At 60.2% G+C, this 23,027-nt stretch carries 24 protein-coding genes; 11 read left to right on the plus strand and 13 right to left on the minus strand.

Annotated features, from left to right (window positions below; translation table 11 throughout):
• Positions 1-12 precede the first annotated feature (12 nt).
• Entirely contained in the window at positions 13-864 is an 852-nt protein-coding gene (gene mutM / locus I9184_RS10150) for a bifunctional DNA-formamidopyrimidine glycosylase/DNA-(apurinic or apyrimidinic site) lyase (RefSeq protein WP_209834148.1), read from the minus strand.
• A gap of 86 nt (positions 865-950) precedes the next feature.
• Between mutM and ubiE the strand changes: the two genes are divergently transcribed.
• Together ubiE and ubiB are read left to right on the plus strand one after the other, a co-directional pair.
• Positions 951-1,703 (plus strand): bifunctional demethylmenaquinone methyltransferase/2-methoxy-6-polyprenyl-1,4-benzoquinol methylase UbiE, encoded by a 753-nt coding sequence (ubiE, locus tag I9184_RS10155; protein ID WP_209834149.1) that lies wholly within the window; start codon positions 951-953, stop codon positions 1,701-1,703.
• Positions 1,704-1,706: 3 nt separating this feature from the next.
• Positions 1,707-3,236 carry a 2-polyprenylphenol 6-hydroxylase gene (gene ubiB / locus I9184_RS10160; RefSeq protein ID WP_209834151.1) on the plus strand — a complete coding sequence of 510 codons (1,530 nt, stop codon included), beginning with the start codon at positions 1,707-1,709 and terminating at the stop codon, positions 3,234-3,236.
• Positions 3,237-3,331: 95 nt separating this feature from the next.
• Here ubiB and I9184_RS10165 read toward each other — a convergent pair whose 3' ends face one another.
• Complete coding sequence (locus I9184_RS10165) at positions 3,332-4,507, minus strand: acetyl-CoA C-acyltransferase family protein (protein ID WP_209834153.1); 1,176 nt, start codon at positions 4,505-4,507, stop codon at positions 3,332-3,334.
• A gap of 116 nt (positions 4,508-4,623) precedes the next feature.
• Between I9184_RS10165 and I9184_RS10170 the strand changes: the two genes are divergently transcribed.
• The 6 genes from I9184_RS10170 (at position 4,624) to I9184_RS10195 (ending at position 10,257) form a co-directional block, all read left to right on the plus strand.
• Positions 4,624-5,187, plus strand: coding sequence for an XRE family transcriptional regulator (locus tag I9184_RS10170; RefSeq protein WP_209834155.1), 564 nt, complete (start codon positions 4,624-4,626; stop codon positions 5,185-5,187).
• 110 nt (positions 5,188-5,297) lie between these two features.
• Positions 5,298-6,485: a glycine C-acetyltransferase gene (locus I9184_RS10175; protein WP_209834157.1), complete on the plus strand. Its 1,188-nt coding sequence runs from the start codon at positions 5,298-5,300 to the stop codon at positions 6,483-6,485.
• The gene (locus I9184_RS10180; protein WP_209834174.1) at positions 6,482-7,432 is read left to right on the plus strand and encodes a cysteine synthase family protein; all 951 of its coding nucleotides are present in this window, start codon (positions 6,482-6,484) and stop codon (positions 7,430-7,432) included. The genes I9184_RS10175 and I9184_RS10180 overlap by 4 nt, the downstream gene beginning before the upstream one ends.
• Positions 7,433-7,451: 19 nt before the next feature.
• Positions 7,452-8,480: an L-threonine 3-dehydrogenase gene (gene tdh, locus I9184_RS10185; protein WP_209834469.1), complete on the plus strand. Its 1,029-nt coding sequence runs from the start codon at positions 7,452-7,454 to the stop codon at positions 8,478-8,480.
• Between the two features lie 64 nt (positions 8,481-8,544).
• Positions 8,545-9,429, plus strand: a complete 885-nt coding sequence (locus I9184_RS10190) for a tryptophan 2,3-dioxygenase family protein (RefSeq protein ID WP_171233639.1) — start codon at positions 8,545-8,547, stop codon at positions 9,427-9,429.
• Between the two features lie 3 nt (positions 9,430-9,432).
• On the plus strand, positions 9,433-10,257 hold the full coding sequence (locus tag I9184_RS10195) for an alpha/beta hydrolase (RefSeq protein WP_209834176.1): 825 nt from the start codon (positions 9,433-9,435) through the stop codon (positions 10,255-10,257).
• A 70-nt stretch (positions 10,258-10,327) separates the two neighbouring features.
• Here the strand turns inward: I9184_RS10195 and infB are convergent, their stop codons facing one another.
• The 6 genes from infB to pip all read right to left on the minus strand — a co-directional run bounded on the left by infB (position 10,328) and on the right by pip (position 17,622).
• Positions 10,328-12,802 carry a translation initiation factor IF-2 gene (gene infB, locus I9184_RS10200; protein ID WP_171724130.1) on the minus strand — a complete coding sequence of 825 codons (2,475 nt, stop codon included), beginning with the start codon at positions 12,800-12,802 and terminating at the stop codon, positions 10,328-10,330.
• Between the two features lie 8 nt (positions 12,803-12,810).
• Positions 12,811-13,434, minus strand: coding sequence for an RNA-binding protein (locus I9184_RS10205; RefSeq protein WP_171635687.1), 624 nt, complete (start codon positions 13,432-13,434; stop codon positions 12,811-12,813).
• Positions 13,435-13,456: 22 nt separating this feature from the next.
• On the minus strand, positions 13,457-15,076 hold the full coding sequence (gene nusA / locus I9184_RS10210) for a transcription termination factor NusA (protein WP_171120181.1): 1,620 nt from the start codon (positions 15,074-15,076) through the stop codon (positions 13,457-13,459).
• Positions 15,076-15,666: a ribosome maturation factor RimP gene (rimP, locus tag I9184_RS10215; RefSeq protein WP_152459779.1), complete on the minus strand. Its 591-nt coding sequence runs from the start codon at positions 15,664-15,666 to the stop codon at positions 15,076-15,078. The genes nusA and rimP overlap by 1 nt, the downstream gene beginning before the upstream one ends.
• Before the next feature lie 160 nt (positions 15,667-15,826).
• Entirely contained in the window at positions 15,827-16,648 is an 822-nt protein-coding gene (locus I9184_RS10220; RefSeq protein ID WP_171635686.1) for an ABC transporter substrate-binding protein, read from the minus strand.
• Positions 16,645-17,622, minus strand: coding sequence for a prolyl aminopeptidase (gene pip, locus I9184_RS10225; protein ID WP_171120177.1), 978 nt, complete (start codon positions 17,620-17,622; stop codon positions 16,645-16,647). The genes I9184_RS10220 and pip overlap by 4 nt, the downstream gene beginning before the upstream one ends.
• 48 nt (positions 17,623-17,670) lie before the next feature.
• On the opposite strand from pip, the gene ubiG reads away from it, so the two are divergent.
• Entirely contained in the window at positions 17,671-18,417 is a 747-nt protein-coding gene (gene ubiG, locus I9184_RS10230) for a bifunctional 2-polyprenyl-6-hydroxyphenol methylase/3-demethylubiquinol 3-O-methyltransferase UbiG (RefSeq protein WP_209834178.1), read from the plus strand.
• A 4-nt stretch (positions 18,418-18,421) separates the two neighbouring features.
• Here the strand turns inward: ubiG and I9184_RS10235 are convergent, their stop codons facing one another.
• The 4 genes from I9184_RS10235 to I9184_RS10250 are packed head-to-tail and all read right to left on the minus strand — an operon-like array spanning position 18,422 to position 20,795.
• Positions 18,422-18,862 carry a MarR family transcriptional regulator gene (locus I9184_RS10235; protein ID WP_171635682.1) on the minus strand — a complete coding sequence of 147 codons (441 nt, stop codon included), beginning with the start codon at positions 18,860-18,862 and terminating at the stop codon, positions 18,422-18,424.
• Positions 18,863-18,874: 12 nt separating this feature from the next.
• Entirely contained in the window at positions 18,875-19,705 is an 831-nt protein-coding gene (locus I9184_RS10240) for a carbon-nitrogen hydrolase family protein (protein ID WP_209834180.1), read from the minus strand.
• Complete coding sequence (gene grxC / locus I9184_RS10245) at positions 19,705-19,962, minus strand: glutaredoxin 3 (RefSeq protein WP_152459773.1); 258 nt, start codon at positions 19,960-19,962, stop codon at positions 19,705-19,707. The genes I9184_RS10240 and grxC overlap by 1 nt, the downstream gene beginning before the upstream one ends.
• 38 nt (positions 19,963-20,000) lie before the next feature.
• Complete coding sequence (locus tag I9184_RS10250; RefSeq protein WP_209834182.1) at positions 20,001-20,795, minus strand: ComF family protein; 795 nt, start codon at positions 20,793-20,795, stop codon at positions 20,001-20,003.
• Here I9184_RS10250 and I9184_RS10255 point away from each other — a divergent pair.
• Together I9184_RS10255 and hemH are read left to right on the plus strand one after the other, a co-directional pair.
• Entirely contained in the window at positions 20,746-21,576 is an 831-nt protein-coding gene (locus I9184_RS10255; protein WP_171635676.1) for a methyltransferase domain-containing protein, read from the plus strand. The two genes, I9184_RS10250 and I9184_RS10255, sit on opposite strands and share 50 nt — an antisense overlap.
• 56 nt (positions 21,577-21,632) lie before the next feature.
• On the plus strand, positions 21,633-22,682 hold the full coding sequence (hemH, locus tag I9184_RS10260; protein WP_209834185.1) for a ferrochelatase: 1,050 nt from the start codon (positions 21,633-21,635) through the stop codon (positions 22,680-22,682).
• A 71-nt stretch (positions 22,683-22,753) separates the two neighbouring features.
• Here hemH and I9184_RS10265 read toward each other — a convergent pair whose 3' ends face one another.
• A complete protein-coding gene (locus I9184_RS10265) occupies positions 22,754-22,936 on the minus strand; it encodes a hypothetical protein (RefSeq protein WP_117870963.1) in 183 nt (60 codons plus the stop codon).
• Positions 22,937-23,027: the final 91 nt, after the last annotated feature.

Consider the following 23,027-nt stretch of genomic DNA (forward strand, 5'->3'; position numbering starts at 1 on the left):
ACTTGGATCAAGCTATCTTTGGCATTGCGCACAATAGAAGGATGAGCGACCGGACTGGGTGATTCTCTTGATCGGCGCTCCGCACCCTTCGGTCCGGCAGGCCTCGCCCTCGCGGCCATAGACATCAAACTTGTGCTGAAAATATCCAAGTTCTCCATCGGCTTGGCGGAAATCCCGCAGCGAAGACCCACCGGCTTCGATGGCGTCCTGCAACACCTGCCGGATGATCGGAACAAGCGCCGCCACGCGGGGTGCGGAAATCTGTCCGGCTTTGCGACGTGGCGACACTCGGCCGCGATAAAGAGCTTCGCAAACATAGATATTGCCCAGACCGGCAACGATTCCCTGATCCAGCAGGGCGGATTTGACAGGGGTGTTCTTGCCTTTGAACGCCTTGATCAGGTGTTGGTCGTGAAAATCGTTGCCCAAGGGTTCAGGCCCCAGAACCGACAGCAGCTTGTGATCTTCGGCGTTGGCCGTTTGCATCAGGTCCATCGCGCCAAACCGGCGGGGATCGTTGAAGGTGATGCGCGCGCCGTTGGCCATATGAAAGACCACATGGTCATGTTTTTGCACGGCGGGATGGTCATGGACGAATTGCCCCAACGGGTCACCCGACACCGTCATCCGCCCCGACATACCCAGGTGGATCAGCAACGTCTCACCGCTGCTGAGATCCGCCAGAATGTATTTCGACCGCCGCCGCAGCCGCTCCACCCGCTGCCCGGTCAGCCGTTCGGCCATACGTTCGGGGAACGGCCGGCGCAGATCGGGGCGGTTCACATCAGCCCGTTCGATCACGACCCCTTCCATGGCAGGACTCAGGCCGCGTCTTACTGTCTCGACCTCAGGTAATTCGGGCATTACAGGGCTCCTAATTCAAAGGGCCGCATTGTGCCCGCCTCTCTTGGCCCTATAACAGAGGCGAAAATCGACAAACGGCAAGGCAAATGTCCGACAACATCGACAAGACCACTCATTTCGGTTTCGAAACCGTCCCCGAGGCCGAAAAGGCAGGGCGCGTACAGGGCGTGTTCAACTCGGTTGCCTCGAAATATGACGTGATGAACGACGTCATGTCGATGGGCATCCACCGGGTCTGGAAGGACGCGATGATGGACTGGCTGGCGCCACGCCCCGGCCAGCGGCTGCTGGACGTGGCCGGTGGCACGGGCGACATCTCGTTCAGGTTCCTCAAGCGCGCGGGTCACGGCCACGCCACGGTCCTGGACCTGACCGAGCCGATGCTGATCGAAGGGCGCCAACGTGCCGAGGCAGATCGGATGTCGGGCAGCCTGAACTGGGTCGTGGGCGATGCCATGGCCCTGCCCTTCGAAGACAATACATTCGATGTTTACACGATCTCGTTCGGCATTCGGAACGTCACCCGCCCGCAAGAAGCTTTGAACGAGGCTTACCGCGTGCTGAAACCCGGCGGCCGCCTGATGGTGCTGGAATTCAGCCAGCTGCCCAATGAGGGGCTGCAAAAGCTCTACGACCTTTACAGCTTCAACGTCATCCCGCGCATGGGAAAACTGATCGCCAATGACTATGACAGCTATCAGTACCTGGTCGAATCGATCCGAAAATTTCCCGATCAGGAAACGTTCCTGAACATGGTTCGCACCGCAGGTTTCGAAAACGCCAAATACCGGAACCTGAGCATGGGTATCGCCGCGCTGCATTCCGGCTGGAAGATCTGACACATGCGTGGTCCCCATAACATCATCCGCCTGATCCGCACAGGCGCCACGCTCGAGCGCACAGGCGCCATGAACGTGGTACTGGATGCGTTCGAAGCCCCGCGCGCCGTACGCATCCTGGCCCACGCATTGGGCAAACCCTTTCAATGGCTTGGCTACAAAGGCGACCCCGGTATGCCACCGGCAACGCGCGCCCTGACGGCGCTTGGCCCCGCCTATATCAAATTCGGGCAAGTGCTTTCGACCCGCCCTGACGTCGTTGGAAATGAACTGGCCGAGCAACTGCGCGTTCTGCAAGACAAGCTGCCCCCTTTCTCCAAAGCCGACGCGATGGCCGAAGTCGAGAAAGAACTGGGTCAGCCGATCTCGGACATGTTCAGCGAATTCAGCGAACCGATTGCCGCAGCCTCGATTGCGCAGGTTCACAAGGCCAAGCTGACCAGCACGGGTGAGGATGTCGCAGTGAAAGTCCTGCGCCCGGGGATCGAACGCGCGTTCCACAAAGATGTCGATGCGTTCTATTTCGCCGCCGGAATTGTCCAGCTCTTCGCCCCCGGCGCGCGCCGTCTGCGACCGGTGGAGGTGATCGAGCATTTCGACGGTGTCGTGCGCGGCGAACTGGATCTGCGTCTGGAAAGCGCGGCGGCCTCCGAATATGCCGCCAACACCAAGGACGACACCGGCTTCTGGCTGCCGCCCGTTGTGTGGTCACTGTCCGCGCGGCGCGTCATGACGCTCAGCTGGGCGGACGGGATCGCGCTGGGTGACAATGATGCTCTGGATGCCGCAGGTCACAACCGCAATGATCTGGCCGAACGTGTCCTGCGCCTGTTCCTCCTCCATGCGCTGCGCGACGGCTTTTTCCACGCCGACATGCACCAGGGCAACCTCAAGGTCGCCGCGAACGGAGACATCATTGCCTATGACTATGGCATCATGGGGCATATCGATGAATACACGCGCCGGGTCTATGCCGAAATCCTGTTTGGCTTCATCCGCCGCGACTACAAACGTGTGGCCGAGGTGCATTTCGAAGCCGGCTATGTTCCCGCCAACCAGGACGTGGACGAGTTCGCCCGCGCCCTGCGTGCCGTGGGCGAGCCGATCTTCGGCATGGATGCCACGCATATTTCCATGGGGCGGTTGCTGAGCTATCTGTTCGAAGTGACCGAACGGTTCGGGATGGAAACCCGAACCGAGCTGATCCTGCTGCAACGCACCATGGTTGTCGTCGAAGGCGTTGCGCGCTCACTCGACCCTCATATGAACATCTGGGAAGTCGCCCGCCCCGTGGTCGAAGACTACATCAAACAATCCATCGGCCCTCGGGCGGCCCTGCGTGATTTTGGGAAAACCGCAATGGTGCTGGCCCGCTTCGGCCCGCGTCTGCCGGCACTGGTCGAAAACGCACTGATTGCGCAGACACAGAAGGACGAACCGCAGACGCCCACCTTTTGGTCCTTTGCTCTGCCCGCCACGATCGGCGCCGCAGCAGGTGCGGCGCTGGTCTTGCTGATCAACGCGCTCAGCTGAACCAATCCGCCTGCTTCATCTGGCCACAAATATCCTCGGGGGGAATCGCGCCCTGGCGCGATGGGGGGCAGACAGCCCCCCGCACCCCTTCCGGGTCAGAGCCGCTCGATGGCGATGGCAATCCCCTGACCGCCCCCGATGCACATGGTGATCAACCCTTTGGATCCGCCGGTACGTTCCAGCTCGTACAGTGCTTTCAGCGTGATGATCGCACCCGTGGCCCCCACAGGATGCCCCAACGCAATCGCACCGCCGTTGGGGTTCACCTTGCTCGCGTCCAATCCAAGCTCCTGATTCACAGCCAGTGCCTGCGCGGCGAAGGCTTCATTGCTTTCGATCACGTCGAAATCTTCCGCTGACAGACCCGTCTTCGCAAACAGGTTTTGCACTGCCGGAACAGGGCCAATGCCCATGACTTCCGGCCGCACGCCCGCATGCGCATACCCAATGACACGTGCCTTCGGCTTCAACCCAGCCTTTTCGGCCGCATCCGCTGTCGCCAACACCATCGCCGCCGCCCCGTCATTGATGCCCGAGGCATTGCCGGCCGTCACACGCCCGTCCTTTTTGAACACCGGGCGCAGACCGGCCAACGCTTCGGCGGTCGTCGCCTTTGGATGCTCGTCGACTTTGAAATCGACCATGTCCCGCTTGACCTTGACCTGTACCGGAGTGATCTGGCTGTCGAAGTACCCGGCCTCGATCGCCGCTGCCGCACGTGTCTGGCTGTCCAAAGCGAACGCATCCATCTGTTCACGGCTTATCTGATGCTCATCCGCCACGTTTTCGGCCGTCACCCCCATATGTCCTGTGCCGAACGGGCAGTTCAACGCACCCAGCATCATGTCCAGAGAGGTGACGTCGCCCATCTTTGCGCCCCAGCGCGCCTGCGGAACGATATAGGGGCTTCGGGACATGCTTTCTGCTCCGCCTGCCACCGCAAAGTCAGCATCGCCAAGCATCAGGGACTGCATGGCTGACACGAACGCCTGCGCGCCGGATCCGCACAGGCGGTTCACGTTCATGGCCGGCGTACCATTGGGAATGCCCGCCTGCATGGCGGCGACGCGCGACAGATACATGTCACGCGGTTCAGTGTTGATCACATGACCGAACACCACATGCCCGATCTGCGCCCCCTCAACCCCCGATCGCTCAAGCGCCGCTTCGGTCGCGACAGTGGCCAGATCAATCGGCGCGGTTGAAGCCAGCGCACCACCAAAGGTGCCAATTGCGGTGCGGGCACCGTCGAGAATAACGATATCGCTCATGAGCTACTCCTCCTGAATTTCGCTGCATTATGCATGCGCAGAATGGCACTGTCGCCCCAGACGTCCCGTCACGGCGGGAATTGACATTGCATTGCGCAGCCCCCATGGATTCCGTCATGACGGAAGACACAGACGATATCCTGAACCTCCTGCCCGCCCGCCTGAAAGAGGCACGCCGGGCCAAAGGCCTGTCCTTGGAAGCGGTCGCCAATCTCAGCGGTGTGTCCCGGTCCATGGTCAGTCAGATCGAACGCGGCGAAAGCAGCCCGACGATCTCGACCTTGTGGAACCTGACACGCGCCTTGCAGGTGGATTTCGCCGGTCTCTTGGAGGGCGCAAAGACCACGGACCAGATCGAGGTGCTCAGAAACTCCGAAGTGCCCAGCATCGACAATATGGGGCAGAACTGCCGAATTCGCATCCTGTCACCGCCGGAAGAGGCCGGGGGTCATGAAGTCTATGATATCGAATTTGACAAGGACGGGGCCCTGAACAGCCAACCCCACGCCCGCGGTGCCCGTGAACAGCTCACCGTGCTGGAAGGCGCGGTCAAAGTCACTTCAGGCAATGCGGTGACCGAGTTGAACCAGGGGGACACGGCCCGATATGCCGCCGACATTGCGCATTCCATCTGTGCCCAAGGGCCAGCCCGGGTATTCCTGATCGTAAAAAACGCCTGACATCCGCGAAATTCCGCCTTCACGGATATTTTTCCTTCATATTGAATTTCCCCTATTTGGGAATTTCATCCGCTATGTTAGATGTGCGACTCAGTTGAACGGAGGTCGCCATGGCAGATGTATTCCTGTCCCATATCACGGACACACTTGCGCAGATCGAATCTGAGGGTCTTTACAAACGCGAACGAATGATCACCTCACCTCAGGGCGGTGAGATCACTGTGGGCGGCAAGCAGGTGATCAACCTCTGTGCCAACAACTATCTGGGTCTGGCGGATCACCCGGCGCTGATCGAGGCCGCGACACAAGCGATGGGGCCCAAAGGATTCGGCATGGCGTCGGTTCGGTTCATCTGTGGCACGCAAGACATTCACCGCGAACTGGAACAACGTCTTGCCAATTTCCTGAACAAGGACGACTCCATCCTCTTTGCCGCTTGTTTCGACGCCAATGGCGGGCTGTTTGAACCTCTGCTGGGACCGGAAGACGCCATCATTTCGGACAGCCTGAACCACGCCTCGATCATCGACGGCGTGCGGCTGTGCAAGGCCAAACGCTATCGCTATCTGAACAACGACATGAATGACCTCGAAGCCTGGCTGAAACAGGCGCGCGAAGACGGGGCGCGGCATATCATGATCGCCACCGATGGCGTGTTCTCGATGGACGGCTATCTGGCCAACCTGCCAAAAATCCGGGAACTGGCCGATATATACGATGCAATTGTCATGGTGGACGATTGCCATGCGACCGGTTTCATGGGGCCGAACGGGGCCGGCACACCCGATCATTTCGGCGTCGATGTGGATATTCTGACGGGAACCTTGGGCAAGGCACTTGGGGGGGCAATCGGCGGCTATATCGCCGGGCCGCAGCCAGTGATCGACCTGCTGCGGCAGCGGGCGCGGCCCTATCTGTTCTCAAACTCGCTGCCGCCCTCGATCGTCGCCGCCGGGTTGGAAGCGATCCGCCTGGTCGAAGAAGGCGACATGCTGCGCGCGCAACTCTTCGGCAACGCCAAATATTGGCGCGCCGGGCTGGAAAAGCTTGGCTTTGACCTGCTGCCTGGGGAACACCCGATCATCCCGGTGATGCTGGGTGAGGCTCAGCTGGCACAGGACATGGCGTCACGGCTGTTCGACGAAGGTGTCTATGTTTCGGGCTTCTTCTTTCCGGTCGTCCCACGCGGGCAAGCGCGGATCAGAACGCAGATGAATGCGGCTCTGACCAGGGATGAACTGGACCGCGCCCTTTCCGCATTTGGCAAGGTCGGCAAAGAGCTGGGGGTCATCGAATGATCCTTCCATCGGTCATCGATGTGATCGGCGACACCCCCATGGTCGAACTGTCGCGCGTGTGTGCCCAGCAGAAGCTGAACGGGCGTATCATCGCCAAGCTTGATTACTTGCTGCCGGGATTTTCGAAAAAGGACCGCGCGGCGAAGTCCATCATCGAAACGGCGCGCGCAGACGGGACTTTGTCACCGGGGCAAACGGTGGTCGAGCTGACCTCGGGCAATATGGGCACCGGGCTGGCCATTGTCTGCGGTATTCTGGGCCATCCTTTCGTGGCTGTCATGAGCGCCGGAAACTCGATCGAACGCGCGCGTATGATGCGGGCCCTGGGGGCCGAAGTTGTCATCGTGCCCCAGGCCCCCGGCAGCAAACCCGGCGAAGTCTCTGGGGCCGATCTTGAACTGGTCGATGTCAAGGCGAAGCGCATCACAGTTGAACGCAACGCATTTCGTGCGGATCAATTTGGCCATTCGGGAAACCCCAAGGCACACGAAACCGGGACCGGGCCCGAGATCTGGGCGCAATCCGAAGGCACCGTCACGGCATTCTGCGACTTTGCCGGATCGGGCGGAACGCTGGCCGGAGCGGCAGAGTATCTGAACCGGCACGCCGTGCGATGCTATGCCGTGGAACCTGCGGGCGCGCGCGCTTTGGCCGGTGAGCCGGTTTCGACCCCGGACCATCCCATTCAGGGAGGCGGTTACGCCATGGGTGATCTGGTGCATTTGAAGGATAGCCGATTGGCCGGACATCTTGCTGGTTCGGGGAAGGCCGCGCGGGATTGCGCCCGACTTCTGGCCCGGACCGAGGGGATATTCGCCGGCTATTCGGCAGGCGCGAATCTTGCCGCGGCGATTGAACTGCTGCGCGGCCCCGAAGAAGGCGGCTGTGTCGCCATCGTCATGTGTGACAGCGGCCTGAAATACCTGTCGACCGATTTGTGGGAGTAAACATATGCGACCCAACACAATGAAAGCACTGGAAAAATCCAAACCCGAAGAAGGGTTGTGGATGGTGCAGGCCCCGATCCCCGAAGTTGGCCCCGATGATGTGCTGATCCGTATCAACAAGACGGGTATCTGCGGCACCGACATCCATATCTGGAACTGGGACGAGTGGGCGTCTCATACCGTGCCGGTTCCGATGATCACTGGCCATGAGTTTGCCGGAGAGATCGTCGAGATCGGGCGCAACGTGACCGGGCTTGAAATCGGCCAGCGATGCTCGGGCGAGGGCCATCTGATCACCACCGACAGCCGCCAGAGCCGCGCCGGAAAGTTTCACCTGGATCCGGGAACCCGGGGCATTGGAGTGAACGAACAGGGCGCATTTGCCGAATACCTGAAACTGCCTGCCTTCAACGTGGTTCCCTTGCCCGACGACATACCGGATGAGATCGGAGCCATCCTCGATCCGCTGGGCAATGCGGTGCATACTGCCCTCAGCTTTGATTTGCTGGGAGAGGACGTTCTGATCACGGGTGCGGGCCCCATCGGTATCATGGCCGCTGCCGTCGCTCGTCACGCGGGTGCACGCAACGTGGTCATCACCGACATCAACGCAGACCGATTGAAACTGGCCGAACATGTGGTTCCTTCGGTGCGGACCGTCGATGTCTCCACCGAGGACTTGCGGGACGTCATCGCCGAGCTTGGGATGAAGGAAGGGTTCGATGTCGGGCTTGAAATGTCCGGCTCGCAAGCCGCCCTGGACCAGATGGTCGAAGCCTTGGTGATGGGTGGAAAGATCGCGTTGCTGGGGATTCCACCGGGCAAATCTCCGGTCGACTGGTCGCGCATCGTGTTCAAGGCTATCACGATCAAGGGGGTCTATGGGCGTGAGATGTTCGAAACGTGGTACAAGATGATCGCCATGCTGCAAAACGGTCTGGATGTGTCCCGCGTGATCACGCATCGCTTTGCGGTTGATGATTTCGCCAAAGGGTTTTCCGCGATGAAATCAGGCCTGTCCGGCAAGGTTGTTCTGGACTGGACCTAACGCGCTGGAAAGTTGCAAGTTCAGCCCCTAGACAGGTGCAGAACTTGCACAAGGGAGGCATGAGATGGGCGAGAACAAAGACGATCGTCTGTTGCAACGGGGGGTCGAAGACACCCTGGTCACTGATTTCGCCGAAACGCACCGCAAAAGCTATGGCGACTTCCTGCAACTGAAGACGCTGCTGAACCTGCAAAAAACCTTTCAGGACCCCGCACAACCTGACGAGATGCTGTTCATCATCATTCATCAGGTCAGTGAGCTGTGGCTGAAACTGATGCATCACCAACTGGTCGAGGTCCGCCGGTTCCTGCAACAAGACGAATTCGGGCCCGCCATGAAAAACCTCGACCGTATCAAGGCCATTCAACGGCAGTTGATTGCGGCCTGGGAAACCCTGCTGACCATGACGCCGGCCGACTACATGACGTTTCGGCAGGCCCTCGGCAACTCTTCCGGGTTTCAAAGCTATGGGTACAGGCAGATCGAGTTCATTCTGGGCAATAAGGATGCCTCGACTCTGAAAGTGCACGAGCATGACCCCGAGGTGATGGAGATGCTGAACGCCGCCCTGACCAAACCGTCCCTGTATGACGAAGTGTTGCACATGCTGGCCCGACAGGGGTTCGACGTTCCAAAGGACTTGATCGAGCGGGACTACTCCGAACCCTATTCCGGTGATCCGCGCGTGGTTCAGATCTGGGTCGACGTGTTCCGCAACACGGACAAATATTGGGATCTGTATGCGCTGGCAGAAAAGCTCATGGATGTGGAAAGCCTGTTTCAACGCTGGCGCTTTGACCACGCCACGGCGGTTGAACGTGTGATCGGAATGCAACCCGGTACCGGAGGTTCCAGCGGCGTGGCTTTCTTGCGAAAAGCACTTGAGTTGCGATTCTTCCATGACCTCTATGATGTGCGGACAGAACTCATGTACAGCGGGCAGGGCTGAGCCATGCTGTATCGCGGATTTTCACAAGCCGAACTGGAGCGGGAATACTCTCCCAGTTCGATGATCGGTGGCGACCTGACCCCTTATCTGGCCAGCTATCAAACGCTGAGTGCGCAAGCCCGTGCCGAGCTGCCCGTTCAGGCCAACCTGGCCTATGGCGACACCCCGGCCCAGGTGCTGGATTTCTTTCCTGCGAAGGGGGCCGGCGCCCCGTTGCATGTCTTTATTCACGGTGGGTATTGGCAGGATCTCAGCCAGCGCGAATCGGCCATGATGGCCCCGGCGCTGATCGAAGCCGAGCAATCCTTTGCCACCTTGAACTACACGCTTGCCCCGGATGCGCGGCTGGATCAAATGGTCGACGAATGCCGCGACGCCCTTCTGTGGCTTGCGTCACAAGCCGGGGCACTGGGATTCGACCCGACGCGGATCACCTTGTCAGGGCACAGTGCCGGCGCCCATCTGGCAAGCATGGTCATGGCGACCTCGGCCGGCGCATTGGCCCGCGCCGGGCTGCGTGTGCGTGACGTGCTTCTGATCAGCGGCGTCTACGATCTGGAACCCGTCAGTTTGACGTCCGTGAATGATCCTCTGCACCTGACCCCAGTCGAAGTGAACGATCTGTCCCCGATCCGCAACCTGCCCCCACCGGGCCCCCGCTATCATGTTTCAGTGGGGGAACGGGACACCGGCGAATTCATTCGTCAAAGCCGCGACTATGCGGAACGGCTGCGCAAGGCCGGGCACTCGGTCAGCTTTGCCTTGAAACACGGAATGCACCATTTCGACATCATCCTGCATTCCGGAACATTCCTGCCCGACACGTAATGAGGCATTTTTCAAACAAAAACAGCGGCCCGACCGGTGCCGCTGTTTTTTGTGTCCATCCCGCTTGGGATCAATCCAGGGTACGGGTAACTTCTTCGCGCTCGAATATCTCGATCACGTCGCCCTGGCGGATATCGTCGTAGTTCTCGAACGCCATACCACATTCCTGACCCGACTGGACCTCGGCCACTTCGTCTTTGAAGCGCTTCAGGGTCTTCAGCGTGCCTTCGTGGATCACCACGTTGTCGCGCAGCAGGCGAACGCCTGCGGAACGGCGGGCAACACCTTCGGTAACCAGACAGCCGGCAACCTTGCCGACACCGGTAACCTTGAAGACTTCGCGGATCTCGGCATAGCCGATGAACTTCTCGCGGATCTCGGCGCTCAGCAGGCCGGATGCGGCCGCTTTCACGTCGTCGACCAGGTCATAGATCACCGAGTAGTAGCGGATCTCGACACCCTTTTGGTTCGCCGTGTTCCGCGCCGATGCGTTGGCACGGACGTTGAAGCCAAAGACCGGCGCGCCGGAAGCCTCCGCCAGACCGACATCCGTTTCGGTGATCGCGCCCACACCCGAGTGCAGAACGCGCACGCGCACTTCTTCGTTGCCGATCTTTTCCATCGCCTGAACGATGGCTTCGGCAGAACCCTGCACATCGGCTTTGACGAGGATCGGCAACTCGGCCACGTTCTCGTCTTCTTTCGCCTTCTGCATCAGCTGTTCAAGGGTGGTTGCGGCACCAGCGGCGGCACGTTTGTCCTTGGCGGCTTGTTCGCGATAAGCGGCGATTTCGCGGGCCTGCGCTTCGGTCTCGGTCACGTTCAGAACGTCACCGGCCTCGGGCGTACCGTTCAGGCCCAGAACCTCGACCGGAACCGAGGGGCCAGCTTCCTTGACGCGTTCACCCTTGTCGTTGATCAGCGCGCGGACCTTACCGTACTGCTCACCCACAACGAAGATATCGCCCTGACGCAGTGTGCCGTTCTGAACAAGAACCGTGGCGACCGGGCCACGACCCACGTCCAGCTGCGCCTCGATCACGGCACCTTGGGCGGCGCGGTTCGGGTTTGCCTTCAGTTCCAGAATCTCGGCCTGAAGCGCGATGGCTTCCAGCAATTCGTCCAGACCCTGACCCGTGATTGCGGACACTTCGACATCCTGGACTTCACCGGACATTTTCTCGACGATCACTTCGTGTTGCAGCAGATCGGTGCGGACCTTGTCCGGGTTTGCATCCGGCTTGTCGACCTTGTTGATCGCCACGATCATCGGTACTTCGGCCGCTTTTGCGTGGTTGATCGCTTCGATCGTCTGCGGCATCACCGCGTCGTCAGCCGCGACGACCAGAACCACGATATCCGTGACCTGAGCACCGCGCGAGCGCATCGACGTAAACGCCGCGTGGCCCGGAGTATCCAGGAAGGTCAGCGTGGTGCCGCCATCGGTTTTCACCTGATACGCGCCGATATGTTGGGTGATGCCACCGGCCTCACCCGCCACAACGCGCGCGTCGCGGATTGCGTCCAACAGCGAGGTCTTGCCGTGGTCGACGTGACCCATGATGGTGATGACCGGCGGACGCGGCTGCAGATCGTCTTCGCTGTCTTCGACCTCTTTGATGACGTCTTCAACATCCGAATCGGATACGCGAGTGACCTTGTGACCAAATTCTTCGATGATCAGTTCCGCGGTGTCTGCGTCGATGGTCTGGTTCTGCGTGACCATCATGCCCATCTGCATCAGCGATTTGACCACGTCAGCCACACGCTCGGCCATACGGTTGGCCAGTTCCGAGACCATGATCGCCTCGGGCAGCTGTACGTCGCGGATCACCTTTTCCCGTTCAACGGCACCGCCCATGGCTTTCTGACGCGCACGCTCCTGCTTGCGCTTCATCGCGGCCATCGAGCGCTGACGGTTGCCCTCGCCACCGGTCGCCTGACCCAGAGTCAGCTTGCCCGAACGGCGGTTGTCGTCGCGACCTTTGCCACGACCACGCTGCTCACGTTCGCGATCCTGTTTGCGCGGCGTGGCTGCCGGCGCAGGTTTGCTGGCCGGGGCGCGAGCCGCTTTGGGCTCTTCAGGTGCGGGCGCGGCAGCGGCGCGTTTGGCGGCTTCTTCCGCCTCTTTGCGCTTGCGCTCTTCTTCCTCAGCCTTCTGACGCGCACGCTCTTCGGCTTCGCGCTGTTCGCGTTCTTTGGCTTCCTGTTCCGCACGGCGGCGTGCGCGCTCTTCTTCGCGCGCCTTTTCAGCAGCCTCGCGCGCCGCGGCCTCTTCGGCCTCACGCGCTTTGGCCGCTTGCAACGCCTTCATGCGGCGCGCCATTTCCGCATCGGAAATGCCCGCAGGACGACGCGACGGATCACCCGAAGGTGCAGCACCGCCACCCGGCTTTGCTGCGCCCGGCTTGGGAACCACCACGCGTTTGCGTTTGGTTTCCACCACGACATTCTTGGTGCGTCCGTGGCTGAAACTCTGTTTCACATTTCCGGGGCGTGCCCCGCCACGAAGACCCAATGTCTTTTTGCCGTCATTATCGCTCATAAAGCTCTTTACCCTTCCGCGCGGCCCCTGCCGCCGTCATCCGTTTCGCGCAAGCCACGCAGGCGCTGCGCTTCCTCTACAACACGTTTGGCGAGTCCGCCAGAGGCCAAGGCCGCATGAATCACCGTTTGGCGCCCAAATGCCTGTCCTAATTCGTCTGCCGTCAGCCAACCTATGTATTTCCCGAAGTGCGGCGTGCTCAGTTTGGACTTGCCGCGCCCCGATCCATCGGCGGCCTGAATCAGCACCTGCGCCTCTTCCCGGTCCAGCCACGTCTTGACCTTTTCATACCCCGCGACCGCGTCGCCGGACTTGCGCGCCAGGCTGAGCAGCTCGACAACGCGGCGCGCGATCTGCTGTTCAACCTTTTCCGCCAGGTCCTTGGGCACAGACACCTGCGCCTTGAACCCCCGCGCAAACAGTTTCTTGCCAACGGCCTTGTCCAGGGCGGCACGATCCGCCGCCACATAGACCCCCCGCCCGGGCAGTTTCGCCGCGACATCCGGAAAAACCTGACCGTCCGGCCCCGCCACAAAGCGGATCAGCCCGTTTTTTGGCTGCACCTCGCCTGTGGCGATACACTTGCGCTCGGGTCCGTCGGACCGATCCTTATGGGCGCCACCGCGACTCATACACGCCACCCGAAGCCCGAGATCAGGCCTCGACCTCCTCGTCTGCTGCGTCGCCGTCGACGTCTTCTTCCGCCTGTTCCAGCTCGGCCGGATCAACCCAACCCAGCAGGATACGCGCCGTCATGACCATATCTTGCGCCTCTTCCAGCGTTACGCCGAAAGGCTCCAATACACCGTCATCCTTGACACGCTCACCATCGACGGTCGTCCAGCCACCGGCCAGTTCCCAGTCGGCGCAAGTTGCAAAGTCTTCCAGAGTCTTCACGTCGTCCCTGGCCAGCGCCTCTACCATCTGGGGTGTCAGACCTTCGAATTCAATGAGACTGTCCTCGGCCCCCAATTCACGCGCCGCATCCAGTGCCGCCTTGGCCTGTGCTTCCAGGAATTCGCGGGCGCGGGTTTGCAGTTCCTGCGCTGTACCTTCGTCAACGCCGTCGATGACCAGCAGTTCCTCAATCTCGACATAGGCAACCTCTTCGAGGTTGGTGAAGCCTTCCGAGACCAGCAGCTGAGCAAAGAATTCGTCCAGATCCAGGCTGTCCATGAACAGTTTGGTACGGGCTTCGAATTCCTTCTGGCGGCGGGCCGATTCTTCGGCCTCGGTCATGATGTCGATGTCCAGGCCGGTCAGCTGGCTGGCCAGACGCACGTTCTGACCGCGGCGACCGATGGCCAGCGACAGTTGTTCTTCTGGCACGACAACCTCGATCTTGCCGGCTTCTTCGTCCAGAACCACCTTGGAAACCTCGGCAGGCTGCAACGCGTTCACCAGGAAGGTAGGCTGGTCTTCGTTCCACGGGATGATGTCGATCTTTTCACCCTGAAGCTCGTTCACAACCGCCTGCACACGGCTGCCGCGCATACCAACGCAGGCACCCACGGGGTCGATCGAACCATCATAGGAAATCACGGCGATCTTGGCGCGCGAACCGGGGTCACGGGCCACGGCCTTGACCTCGATGATGCCGTCATAGATTTCCGGCACTTCCATCTTGAACAGCTCGGCCATGAATTCCGGCGCTGTGCGCGACAGGAAGATCTGATGGCCACGCACTTCGCGGCGAACCTCTTTGATATAGGCGCGCACCCGGTCATTCGGGCGATAGCTTTCGCGGCCGATCTTGTCGTTGCGGCGCAGAACCGCCTCGGCACCGCCCAGATCGACGATGACATTGCCAAACTCTTCGCGCTTGACCGCACCGTTGATGATGGTACCGGCGCGATCCTTGAATTCTTCGTACTGACGGTCACGCTCGGCTTCGCGCACCTTCTGCAAAATCACCTGCTTGGCGGACTGAGCCGCGATCCGGCCCATCTCAACCGGCGGGACCTCTTCGACGAAGACGTCACCAACCTCGGGCGCTTCCATATACTGCTTGGCCTGCTCGACGGTCATTTCGGCCTGATAGTTCTCAAGCTCCTCATCTTCGACCACGGTACGGACGCGGGTAAAGGTCGCCTTGCCGGTCTTGCGGTCGATCGACACGCGGATGTCCATCTCGGCGCCGTAGCGGCTCTTGGCGGCGCGGGCGAGCGATTCCTCCATCGCTTCGACAACCAGACCGGGGTCGATCATCTTTTCGCGGGCCACGGCCTCGGCGGTCTGCAACAGCTCCAGCTGGTTGGCTGAGGTGATTGCCATCAGTTCGTCTCCTCTTCGGACCCTTCGGTCTCAATCTCGTCGAAAGCGTTTTCGTTCAGGGCGCCGGCGTCTTTGCGCTGGCGCAGCATTTCCTTGATAAGGTCATCGGTCAGGACCAGCTTGGCGTCGCTCAGCCAGTCGAATTGCAGACCGATGGTGATGGTTTCATCCCCCTCGGGGATGTTGATCAGAACCTCGTCCCCTTCGATCCCCGCCAATTCGCCCTTGAAGCGTCGGCGGCCGTCAATCAGTTCGGCGGTCTCGATCTTGGCCTCATAGCCTTCGAAGGTCTCGAAATCCTTCAGACGGGTCAGAGGGCGGTCGATACCGGGGCTGGACACCTCAAGCGTATAGGCATCAAGGATTGGGTCCTCGACATCCAGCGTGGCGCTGACCGCGTTGGAAATCTCGGCGCAATCATCCACTTCGATACCGCCATCGGGCTTGTCGGCCATGATCTGAAGCGTAGTCTGCTTGCCGCTCATCAGGCGGATACGGACCAGCTCATACCCCAGATCTTCGATCACGGGCGTGATGATCTCGGCCAGTCGCCGGTCAATGGCAGCTTTTGCTATCAGGTCGTTTGTCATCTGGTACTCTACCCTGTCAGTCGGGCACAAAAAAACGGGCGCGCGGCCCGTCGAATTTTCCGGTGGAGCCTTGGACCAGAAGTCCAACGCGCCGCTGTTGAAACTGCATATACGCAGGATGGCCCGAGTCTGCAACCCCCTGAGGGATTCGCATTCGGATTTACACCATCCACCACCGTTCGGCGATGCGGCCATCGTCCAGCGCACCGTTCCCGGCAATCTGCCGCGGCATCCCGACAGCATCCGATACGGCAAGGGCCATGTCGGCCTCGGAGGGGTGGAACCGGACACCGCGCGTGCCTCGCATTCCGGCCCGATCCGGAAGCGCCGCGATATCGACATACCCGTCCCGCAGCGCCTCGGCGCGCACGGCTGGGTCCGGGATTACAATGACTTCAACCGCGTCAGCCCATCCGGCCTGACCATCTTTATAATGCCCCTCGACACGGCGGCCCAGAAAATGGCGGCCATCTTCTGCCCGTTCGACACGATAGCAGCCGGTGCCGTAGGCTTTGCGCAACGGGGATACGGTTTCACCGGCGCGCGCAACAACAAAGCGGCTGTCGGCCAACAGGAATGGCAATCCGGGATTTGCCTCGGCAAGTTCAAGCCGCAGGCGGTTGGGGGCAAGCGCCTCGGGCCTTCCGATTTCGGCCAGAACGGCCAGGACATCGGCAATCTGCAAGGGTTCGCCATCGTGAAAGACCGCGTCATCACGCAGATCAAAGTTCCAGACCCGTGCGTCGGCGTCGGTTTGCCAGCCGGTCGCAAGCTCACCGCGCAACGTACCATCCGGGGCGATTTCGGTCATTGTGTCGAAAACGGCCCCACGCGCCACTTGCTCGAGGCTGTCATCGCGCGGAACAGCCAGACGCAATGTCCCGCCTTTCTTGGGCGTACCGGCAAGGGATGCTCCTGTCGCCGCCAGCAATGCGGCAGCGGCACCAGAGGCAAAGAGGGCACGGCGATCGATGCGGGTCATGCGACACCCTCCGCCACACGGTCCATGATTCGCACCAGTTCCGCGCTGATGCCCGGCTCGGACAGGGCGTGCCCCGCCTGACGAACCATTTTCAGTTCGGCATTCGGCCAGCGTTCCGCCAGCGACCAGGCGGCCTGCGGCGGGCAGATCATGTCATAGCGCCCCTGCACGATATGGCCGGGGATATGCGCGATCCGGTCCATCTGATCCAGAATCTGCCCGTCCGTTTCCAGAAACGCCTTGTTGGTGAAATAGTGATTCTCGAGCCGCGCAAAGGTGCGCGCGTATTCGCCGGGGCTTTCGCCAACCGATCCGTTGGTGTGGATCGAGGCCAGCGCGTTTTCCCAATGCGACCAGGCCCGCGCATACAGGATCTCTGTCGCGCGGTCGCCCGAAAACAGACGTTTGTTATAGGCGGCAATGGTGTCGTCCAGTTCAACCTCGGGCAGCAGCGAGGTGAATTTCTGCCATTGCTCGGGCCAGAACCGCCCGGCGCCACCGCCGTAAAACCAGTCAAGCTCGGCCTGAGTCGCAAGGAACACCCCGCGCAACACCAGTCGACTGACGCGATCGGGATGGGTCTGGGCATAGATCAACGCCAGAGTCGCCCCCCAGCTTCCGCCAAAAGCGATCCATTCTTCGATCTCGAAGAGTTTGCGCAGCCGCTCTATGTCGGCCACCAGATGCCACGTCGTGTTGTCCTCGACCGAGGCGGTGGGGCGCGACCGGCCACATCCGCGCTGGTCAAACAGAATCACCCTGTAGGCCTGAGGATCGAAGTATCGCCTCATGGCCGGGCTGCACCCCCCACCCGGCCCCCCGTGCAGGATCACGACGGGTATGCCGTCAGGATTTCCGCATTGTTCCACATAAATACGGTGCCCATCGCCCATATCGACCATCCGCTGGTCGAAAGGGTCGATCGGCGGGTACAGATATTGAACTGCGCGCTTTTGGTCCGGGTACTTGTCCATTATGGCCCTATATAGTCCTTAAGCGTAAAAGAGCACACGGAGACAGGAATGCAAGCGCATCCGAACACGGTGGACCCGTCCGAGATCGCAAAATTCGAGGCGATGGCCGCCGAATGGTGGGACCCGCACGGGAAATTCAAACCATTGCACATGCTTAACCCGTGCCGGCTGGACTATATAACGCAGCAGATCGCCGGAGAATTCGATCGCGACCTAAAGTCGCCTGTGCCGTTCGAAGGCCTGCGCCTGCTGGATATCGGCTGCGGCGGCGGGCTGCTGAGCGAACCCATGGCGCGGCTCGGTGCTGAAGTTGTGGGTGCCGACGCCGCCGAGGGCAACCTGCCCGTGGCCCGCATCCATGCCGAGCAATCGGGGCTGCAAATCGATTATCGCCACACAACCGCCGAGGACATGGCTGCAGCAGGCGAACAATTCGACGTGGTGCTGAACATGGAGGTGGTCGAACATGTGGCCGATCCCCTTGGCTTTCTGACCGCATCGCAAGACTTGCTGAAACCGGGTGGCTTGCTGATCTGCTCCACCATCAACCGCAACCCGAAATCCTATGCGATGGCGATTTTCGGGGCCGAGGTCGTCATGCGCTGGCTGCCGCGCGGCACCCATGAATGGAACAAGTTCATCACGCCGGACGAGCTGTTCGACCTGCTGCGTCAGGCCGGGCTGGACCCGGTGGACCGCAAAGGGTTCGTGTTCAACCCAATCCTGTGGAGCTGGTCCATCTCGGATCGGGACTTGAGCGTGAATTACGTGACGGCGAGTGTGAAGCCACAGTAGGGGGTTACTCCCCCTCCAACTGCAACCGCAAATCCCTTAGAACCGGCAGCGTGCCGCGCACCCGTTCCAGCCCCAGCTCTCCGACGACACGGTTGATCAGCGGCGCGATCGAGGAAATCGCCTGATCCCGCGCCCGTCGGCCTGCGGGGCTGATCGCCACCATCTTGCGGCGGGCGTCGTCCCAGTCGGGGCGGATGTGGATGTATCCGGCCCATTCCAGCTTGGCCAAGGTGTTGGTCATCGCTCCTCGGGTCACGTGGAATGTGTTGGCCAGTTGCGCCGGGCTACGCTCGTCCCCGACGAAAACCAGATGATTCAGCACAGAGAAATGCGAAATTTCCATACCCTTGGGCAGCACCCGGCTGAGCCGGTTGCGCAACAACTGATCCGCGGTCAGGATCTCGCTGAACAGCGTGACCGCAAGGGCGTTGGTGTCTTCCGTCATTGTTCAGTTCTGTCAGGGTCCAGTGAAAGACCGGATATGTGTCAACGACGGCACGCGGCGGCGTGCCTCTGACACAGAACTATCATCCAAATCGAAAATGTGAATGCCCGGATCGGTACCTGCGTCGATCAGCACCTCTCCCCAAGGGGCGACAACCATGCTGTGCCCATGGGTAAAACGCGTCTTTCCGCGCGTTGATGGGTGTTCCCCCGTTTGCGCGGGGGCCAAGACCCAACAGCCTGTCTCGATCGCCCGGGCCCGCAACAGCGATTCCCAATGCGCGGCGCCCGTAACAGGTGAAAACGCTGCCGGAACGGTCAGGATTCGCGCGCCTGCCTGCGCCAAAGCCGCATGCAGGTACGGAAACCGGATGTCATAACAGATGGTCAAACCCACCTTGCCAAAATCGGTTTCGGCTAGGACCGCCTTTTCGCCGGGGCGGTAGTTCTTTGATTCGCGAAACGTCTCGGTCTCGGTGACTTGCACGTCGAACATATGAATCTTGTCGTAACGCGCCACGATCTGACCTTGCGGATCGATCATGAAAGACCGGTTGGCAAACCGCCCGTCAGCGTCATGAGTTTTTATCCCCAGTGACCCGATCAACACCCACACGCCCAGTCGGGCGGCCTGTTCCCGCAGGCCGGCCAAGGTGATGTCGTCTTCTTCGTGCTGAAGAACCTCGTTTTGCCGCGTCGTACTGTTTGATACGCAATTCGTGACCTCTGGTGTCAGGATAAACCGCGCACCCTGCCCTGCCGCGTCGGCCGCCATGGCGCGCACCATGTCCAGGTTTTCGACCGGATCATCCGACGAGGTGATTTGCAGCAGCGCGGTCTTCATCAGGCCGCAAGCAGACGGTCAAGCTTGCCTTGCCGCTCCAGCTCGTAAAGGTCGTCGCAGCCGCCCACATGCTGTGTCCCGATGAAAATCTGAGGCACGGTGCGTTTGCCGCCTGCGCGCTGGATCATCTCGGGCTTGCGTTTGGGGTGCATCAGAATGTCAACTTCCTTGAACTCAACGCCTTTCTGCTTCAGCAGACGTTTGGCCGCGTGGCAAAAACCACAGAGCGGCGAGGTATAGATTTCTACGGGCTTCATGTTCCGGTCCCTTTGGGTTTCGTGCGATCTTGGGCGAATTAGGCATCCTTGGCAACGCGCGCCAGTGCCAACACGAAAATATGATTTGCCCCTGCGGCCTGACACGCACGCGTGCACGCCGCCAACGTCGCGCCGGATGTCATCACGTCATCCACCAGCAGGACATCGCGCCCCTTCAAATGCAGTGCCCGCCTTGGGTGGATGTCAATTGCGCCTGCCAAGGCTTCGTCCCTTTCCCGCGCGGTCTTTCCGTCCAGCACCGGGGTCCGCCGTTTGCGCACCAGCAGATCCGGCACGCAGTCCAACCCGGTTTCTCGCCCAAGGTTGCGTGCCAGCAGCGCAGACTGATTGTATCGCCGTTTCAGCAGGCGTGACCAATGCAACGGCACCGGAGCAATCACCATACGGGGACGCAACAGCTCGCGCCCGGCCTGCGCCATCCAACGCGCAGCGGGGCGGGCCAGTTCGGTACGGTCACCATGTTTCAAAGCCAGAACAAGTGACCGCGCCTTCCCATCATACATCAGCGCAGCGCGGCCCGCGTTCCAGGGCGGAGGGGTTTTCAGACAATCGTCGCACTCGGTCCGGAACCTGTCTGCGCTTCCGATCACGGGCACACCACAGCTTTCGCAAACCGTGCCACCGATGAACGGCGTATCCCGCCAACACGCCCCACACAGGCCGAAATCGGATTCCGTCAGCTCTCCGCAGCCCATGCAACGCGGTGGGTAGATCAGAGCAAGGGCAGTTTGAATCCGCTGCGCAATGCGATACTTGCGACCTATGAAACTGCCCGAGCCCACCGCACCCTCTCTTTTCGACCGTAACGCCATTCTGCATCATCGCGCCCGCGCGAAGGACGACGCCTTGTTCTTGCACCGCGCCGCCATTGATGAGGTTCAGGATCGGCTCTCCATGGTTAACAGAACCTTTACGGCACCTGCGGTTGTGACCCCTTTTCCACAGCTTTGGGCAGACGTTTTTCCGGATGCCGCCATTGTCGCGGATGACGATGTGCTGTCGCTTCAACCCGGTGCGCATGATCTGGTAATTCATGCGATGGCGCTGCATTGCGCCAATGACCCGGTCGGCCAGTTGATCCAATGCAAAAGGGCTTTGAAACCGGATGGACTGGTTCTTGTTCTATGCCTTGGGGGTGAGACCCTTCACGAATTGCGCGCCGCGCTGGGTCAGGCCGAAATCAAAGTCACGGGCGGGCTCAGCCCCCGAATCGCCCCCATGGCCGAACTGCGCGACCTCGGTGGATTGTTGCAGCGGGCCGGTCTGGCATTGCCAGTGGCCGATGCCGTACCGCTGACGGCAGAATACCGCGATATCTGGCACCTGATGCACGATCTGAGGGACATGGGTGAGACCAACGCTTTGGCTGCCCGGTTGAAATGCCCAACCCGACGCAGAGTGTTCGAAGCCGCACAGCGCGTCTATTCGGATCACTTTTCGACGGAAACAGGCCGCCTTGCCGCAACCTTCGAACTGATTTGCCTGACCGGCTGGTCCCCCGATGACAGCCAACCAAAGCCGCTGCGCCCGGGGTCAGCCCAAATGCGCCTGGCAGATGCCCTGCGCACGAAAGAGGGCAAACTGCCGGATTGACGCGCAACCAAATCCCTTTATCTCAGGTCGGAACACGAAAACTCAGGAATGCTCAAATGTTTGATGCCACTCGTCCCGCTCATGCTCCTGCCGACCATCCCAAGGTCAAGATGGGCCGTGTTGGCATTTTGCTGGCCAATCTGGGCACCCCGGACGATTACACCTATTGGCCGATGCGTCGCTATCTGAACGAGTTTCTGTCGGATCAACGGGTCATCGACTATCCGAAATGGAAATGGCAACCGATTCTTCAGGCGATCATCCTCAGCAAACGGCCATTCAGTTCGGGAGAAGCCTACAAATCGATCTGGAATCACGAGAAGGGCGAAAGCCCGCTGATGACGATCACCAAGGACCAGACTGCCAAGCTGCGCGGCGCAATGCAGGATCGGTACGGGGATCAGGTGATGGTCGATTTCTGTATGCGCTACGGCAACCCCTCAACAAAGTCCAAAGTGCGCGAGATGGTTGCCGCGGGCTGTGAACGTATTCTGTTCTTCCCGCTTTACCCACAATACGCGGGCGCAACCACAGCCACCGCCAATGACCAGTTCTTTCGTGCACTGATGGATGAGGCCTGGCAGCCCGCCTCGCGAACCGTACCGGCCTATTTCGACCAACCGGCCTATATCGACGCCCTGGCGCAATCCGTTGAACGTGCCTATGCAGCGGCGGAGACAAAACCCGATATTCTGGTCTGCTCGTATCACGGGATGCCGGAACGGTATCTGCAACAGGGTGACCCCTATCATTGCCAGTGCGCCAAGACGACACGGCTGCTGAAGGAACGGCTGGGGTGGTCTGACGATCAACTGGTTTCAACGTTCCAGTCGCGATTCGGCCCCGAGGAATGGCTGAAACCCTATACAGTGGATCATGTGGCGGATTTGGCCAGGCAGGGCAAAAAGAACATAGCGGTCATCGCACCGGCATTCTCGGCCGACTGCATCGAAACGCTGGAAGAGATCAACGAAGAGATCAAGGAAAGCTTCGAAGAAGCAGGCGGCGAAACCTTCACCTATATTCCATGCCTCAATGACGATGCGGCGCACATTGCTGCATTGGGCACGGTGATCGAAGAAAACTTGCGCGGCTGGCTGGACTGACCTGCACAGCCTTGGGAAACAAAAAAGGCGGTGGATTGCTCCACCGCCTTTTTCATGAATTCCGTGTCGGATTAGCTTGCAGCAACAGCAGCAGCAACAACGACCAGCAGGATCAGCGGCAGCAGGATGCCCTGCGACGAACCCTGAGTTTCTTCTACAACAACAGGTGCTTCAACAACCGGCTCTTCCAGGTTACCAGCATAAGCGGTCGAAGCGGCAGCAGTCAGTGCAGCAGCGAGAACGAGTTTCTTCATATTAACCTCCAGAATTTGCGCAGTTCCAATGCCCGGAACCACACATCTAAGACTTACCTCGTGGTTTTTTCTAATCAGCATTGACGCTGGA

The sequence above is a fragment of the Ruegeria sp. HKCCE3926 genome (assembly GCF_017872515.1).
Lineage (GTDB): Bacteria > Pseudomonadota > Alphaproteobacteria > Rhodobacterales > Rhodobacteraceae > Ruegeria.

Excerpts from the sequence above, each read along its gene's own strand:
- I9184_RS10220 (WP_171635686.1), bottom strand. The coding sequence starts at position 16,648 with ATGACCCGCATCGATCGCCGTGCCCTCTTTGCCTCTGGTGCCGCTGCC.
- I9184_RS10265 (WP_117870963.1), bottom strand. The coding sequence starts at position 22,936 with ATGAAGAAACTCGTTCTCGCTGCTGCACTGACTGCTGCCGCTTCGACC.
- I9184_RS10180 (WP_209834174.1), top strand. The coding sequence starts at position 6,482 with ATGATCCTTCCATCGGTCATCGATGTGATCGGCGACACCCCCATGGTC.
- ubiG (WP_209834178.1), top strand. The coding sequence starts at position 17,671 with ATGCAAGCGCATCCGAACACGGTGGACCCGTCCGAGATCGCAAAATTC.
- I9184_RS10250 (WP_209834182.1), bottom strand. The coding sequence starts at position 20,795 with ATGGCGTTACGGTCGAAAAGAGAGGGTGCGGTGGGCTCGGGCAGTTTC.
- I9184_RS10175 (WP_209834157.1), top strand. The coding sequence starts at position 5,298 with ATGGCAGATGTATTCCTGTCCCATATCACGGACACACTTGCGCAGATC.
- infB (WP_171724130.1), bottom strand. The coding sequence starts at position 12,802 with ATGAGCGATAATGACGGCAAAAAGACATTGGGTCTTCGTGGCGGGGCA.
- I9184_RS10170 (WP_209834155.1), top strand. The coding sequence starts at position 4,624 with ATGACGGAAGACACAGACGATATCCTGAACCTCCTGCCCGCCCGCCTG.
- ubiE (WP_209834149.1), top strand. The coding sequence starts at position 951 with ATGTCCGACAACATCGACAAGACCACTCATTTCGGTTTCGAAACCGTC.
- I9184_RS10240 (WP_209834180.1), bottom strand. The coding sequence starts at position 19,705 with ATGAAGACCGCGCTGCTGCAAATCACCTCGTCGGATGATCCGGTCGAA.
- I9184_RS10190 (WP_171233639.1), top strand. The coding sequence starts at position 8,545 with ATGGGCGAGAACAAAGACGATCGTCTGTTGCAACGGGGGGTCGAAGAC.
- mutM (WP_209834148.1), bottom strand. The coding sequence starts at position 864 with ATGCCCGAATTACCTGAGGTCGAGACAGTAAGACGCGGCCTGAGTCCT.
- tdh (WP_209834469.1), top strand. The coding sequence starts at position 7,452 with ATGAAAGCACTGGAAAAATCCAAACCCGAAGAAGGGTTGTGGATGGTG.
- pip (WP_171120177.1), bottom strand. The coding sequence starts at position 17,622 with ATGGACAAGTACCCGGACCAAAAGCGCGCAGTTCAATATCTGTACCCG.
- I9184_RS10205 (WP_171635687.1), bottom strand. The coding sequence starts at position 13,434 with ATGAGTCGCGGTGGCGCCCATAAGGATCGGTCCGACGGACCCGAGCGC.
- I9184_RS10165 (WP_209834153.1), bottom strand. The coding sequence starts at position 4,507 with ATGAGCGATATCGTTATTCTCGACGGTGCCCGCACCGCAATTGGCACC.
- I9184_RS10195 (WP_209834176.1), top strand. The coding sequence starts at position 9,433 with ATGCTGTATCGCGGATTTTCACAAGCCGAACTGGAGCGGGAATACTCT.
- hemH (WP_209834185.1), top strand. The coding sequence starts at position 21,633 with ATGTTTGATGCCACTCGTCCCGCTCATGCTCCTGCCGACCATCCCAAG.
- I9184_RS10235 (WP_171635682.1), bottom strand. The coding sequence starts at position 18,862 with ATGACGGAAGACACCAACGCCCTTGCGGTCACGCTGTTCAGCGAGATC.
- ubiB (WP_209834151.1), top strand. The coding sequence starts at position 1,707 with ATGCGTGGTCCCCATAACATCATCCGCCTGATCCGCACAGGCGCCACG.
- I9184_RS10255 (WP_171635676.1), top strand. The coding sequence starts at position 20,746 with ATGAAACTGCCCGAGCCCACCGCACCCTCTCTTTTCGACCGTAACGCC.
- rimP (WP_152459779.1), bottom strand. The coding sequence starts at position 15,666 with ATGACAAACGACCTGATAGCAAAAGCTGCCATTGACCGGCGACTGGCC.
- grxC (WP_152459773.1), bottom strand. The coding sequence starts at position 19,962 with ATGAAGCCCGTAGAAATCTATACCTCGCCGCTCTGTGGTTTTTGCCAC.
- nusA (WP_171120181.1), bottom strand. The coding sequence starts at position 15,076 with ATGGCAATCACCTCAGCCAACCAGCTGGAGCTGTTGCAGACCGCCGAG.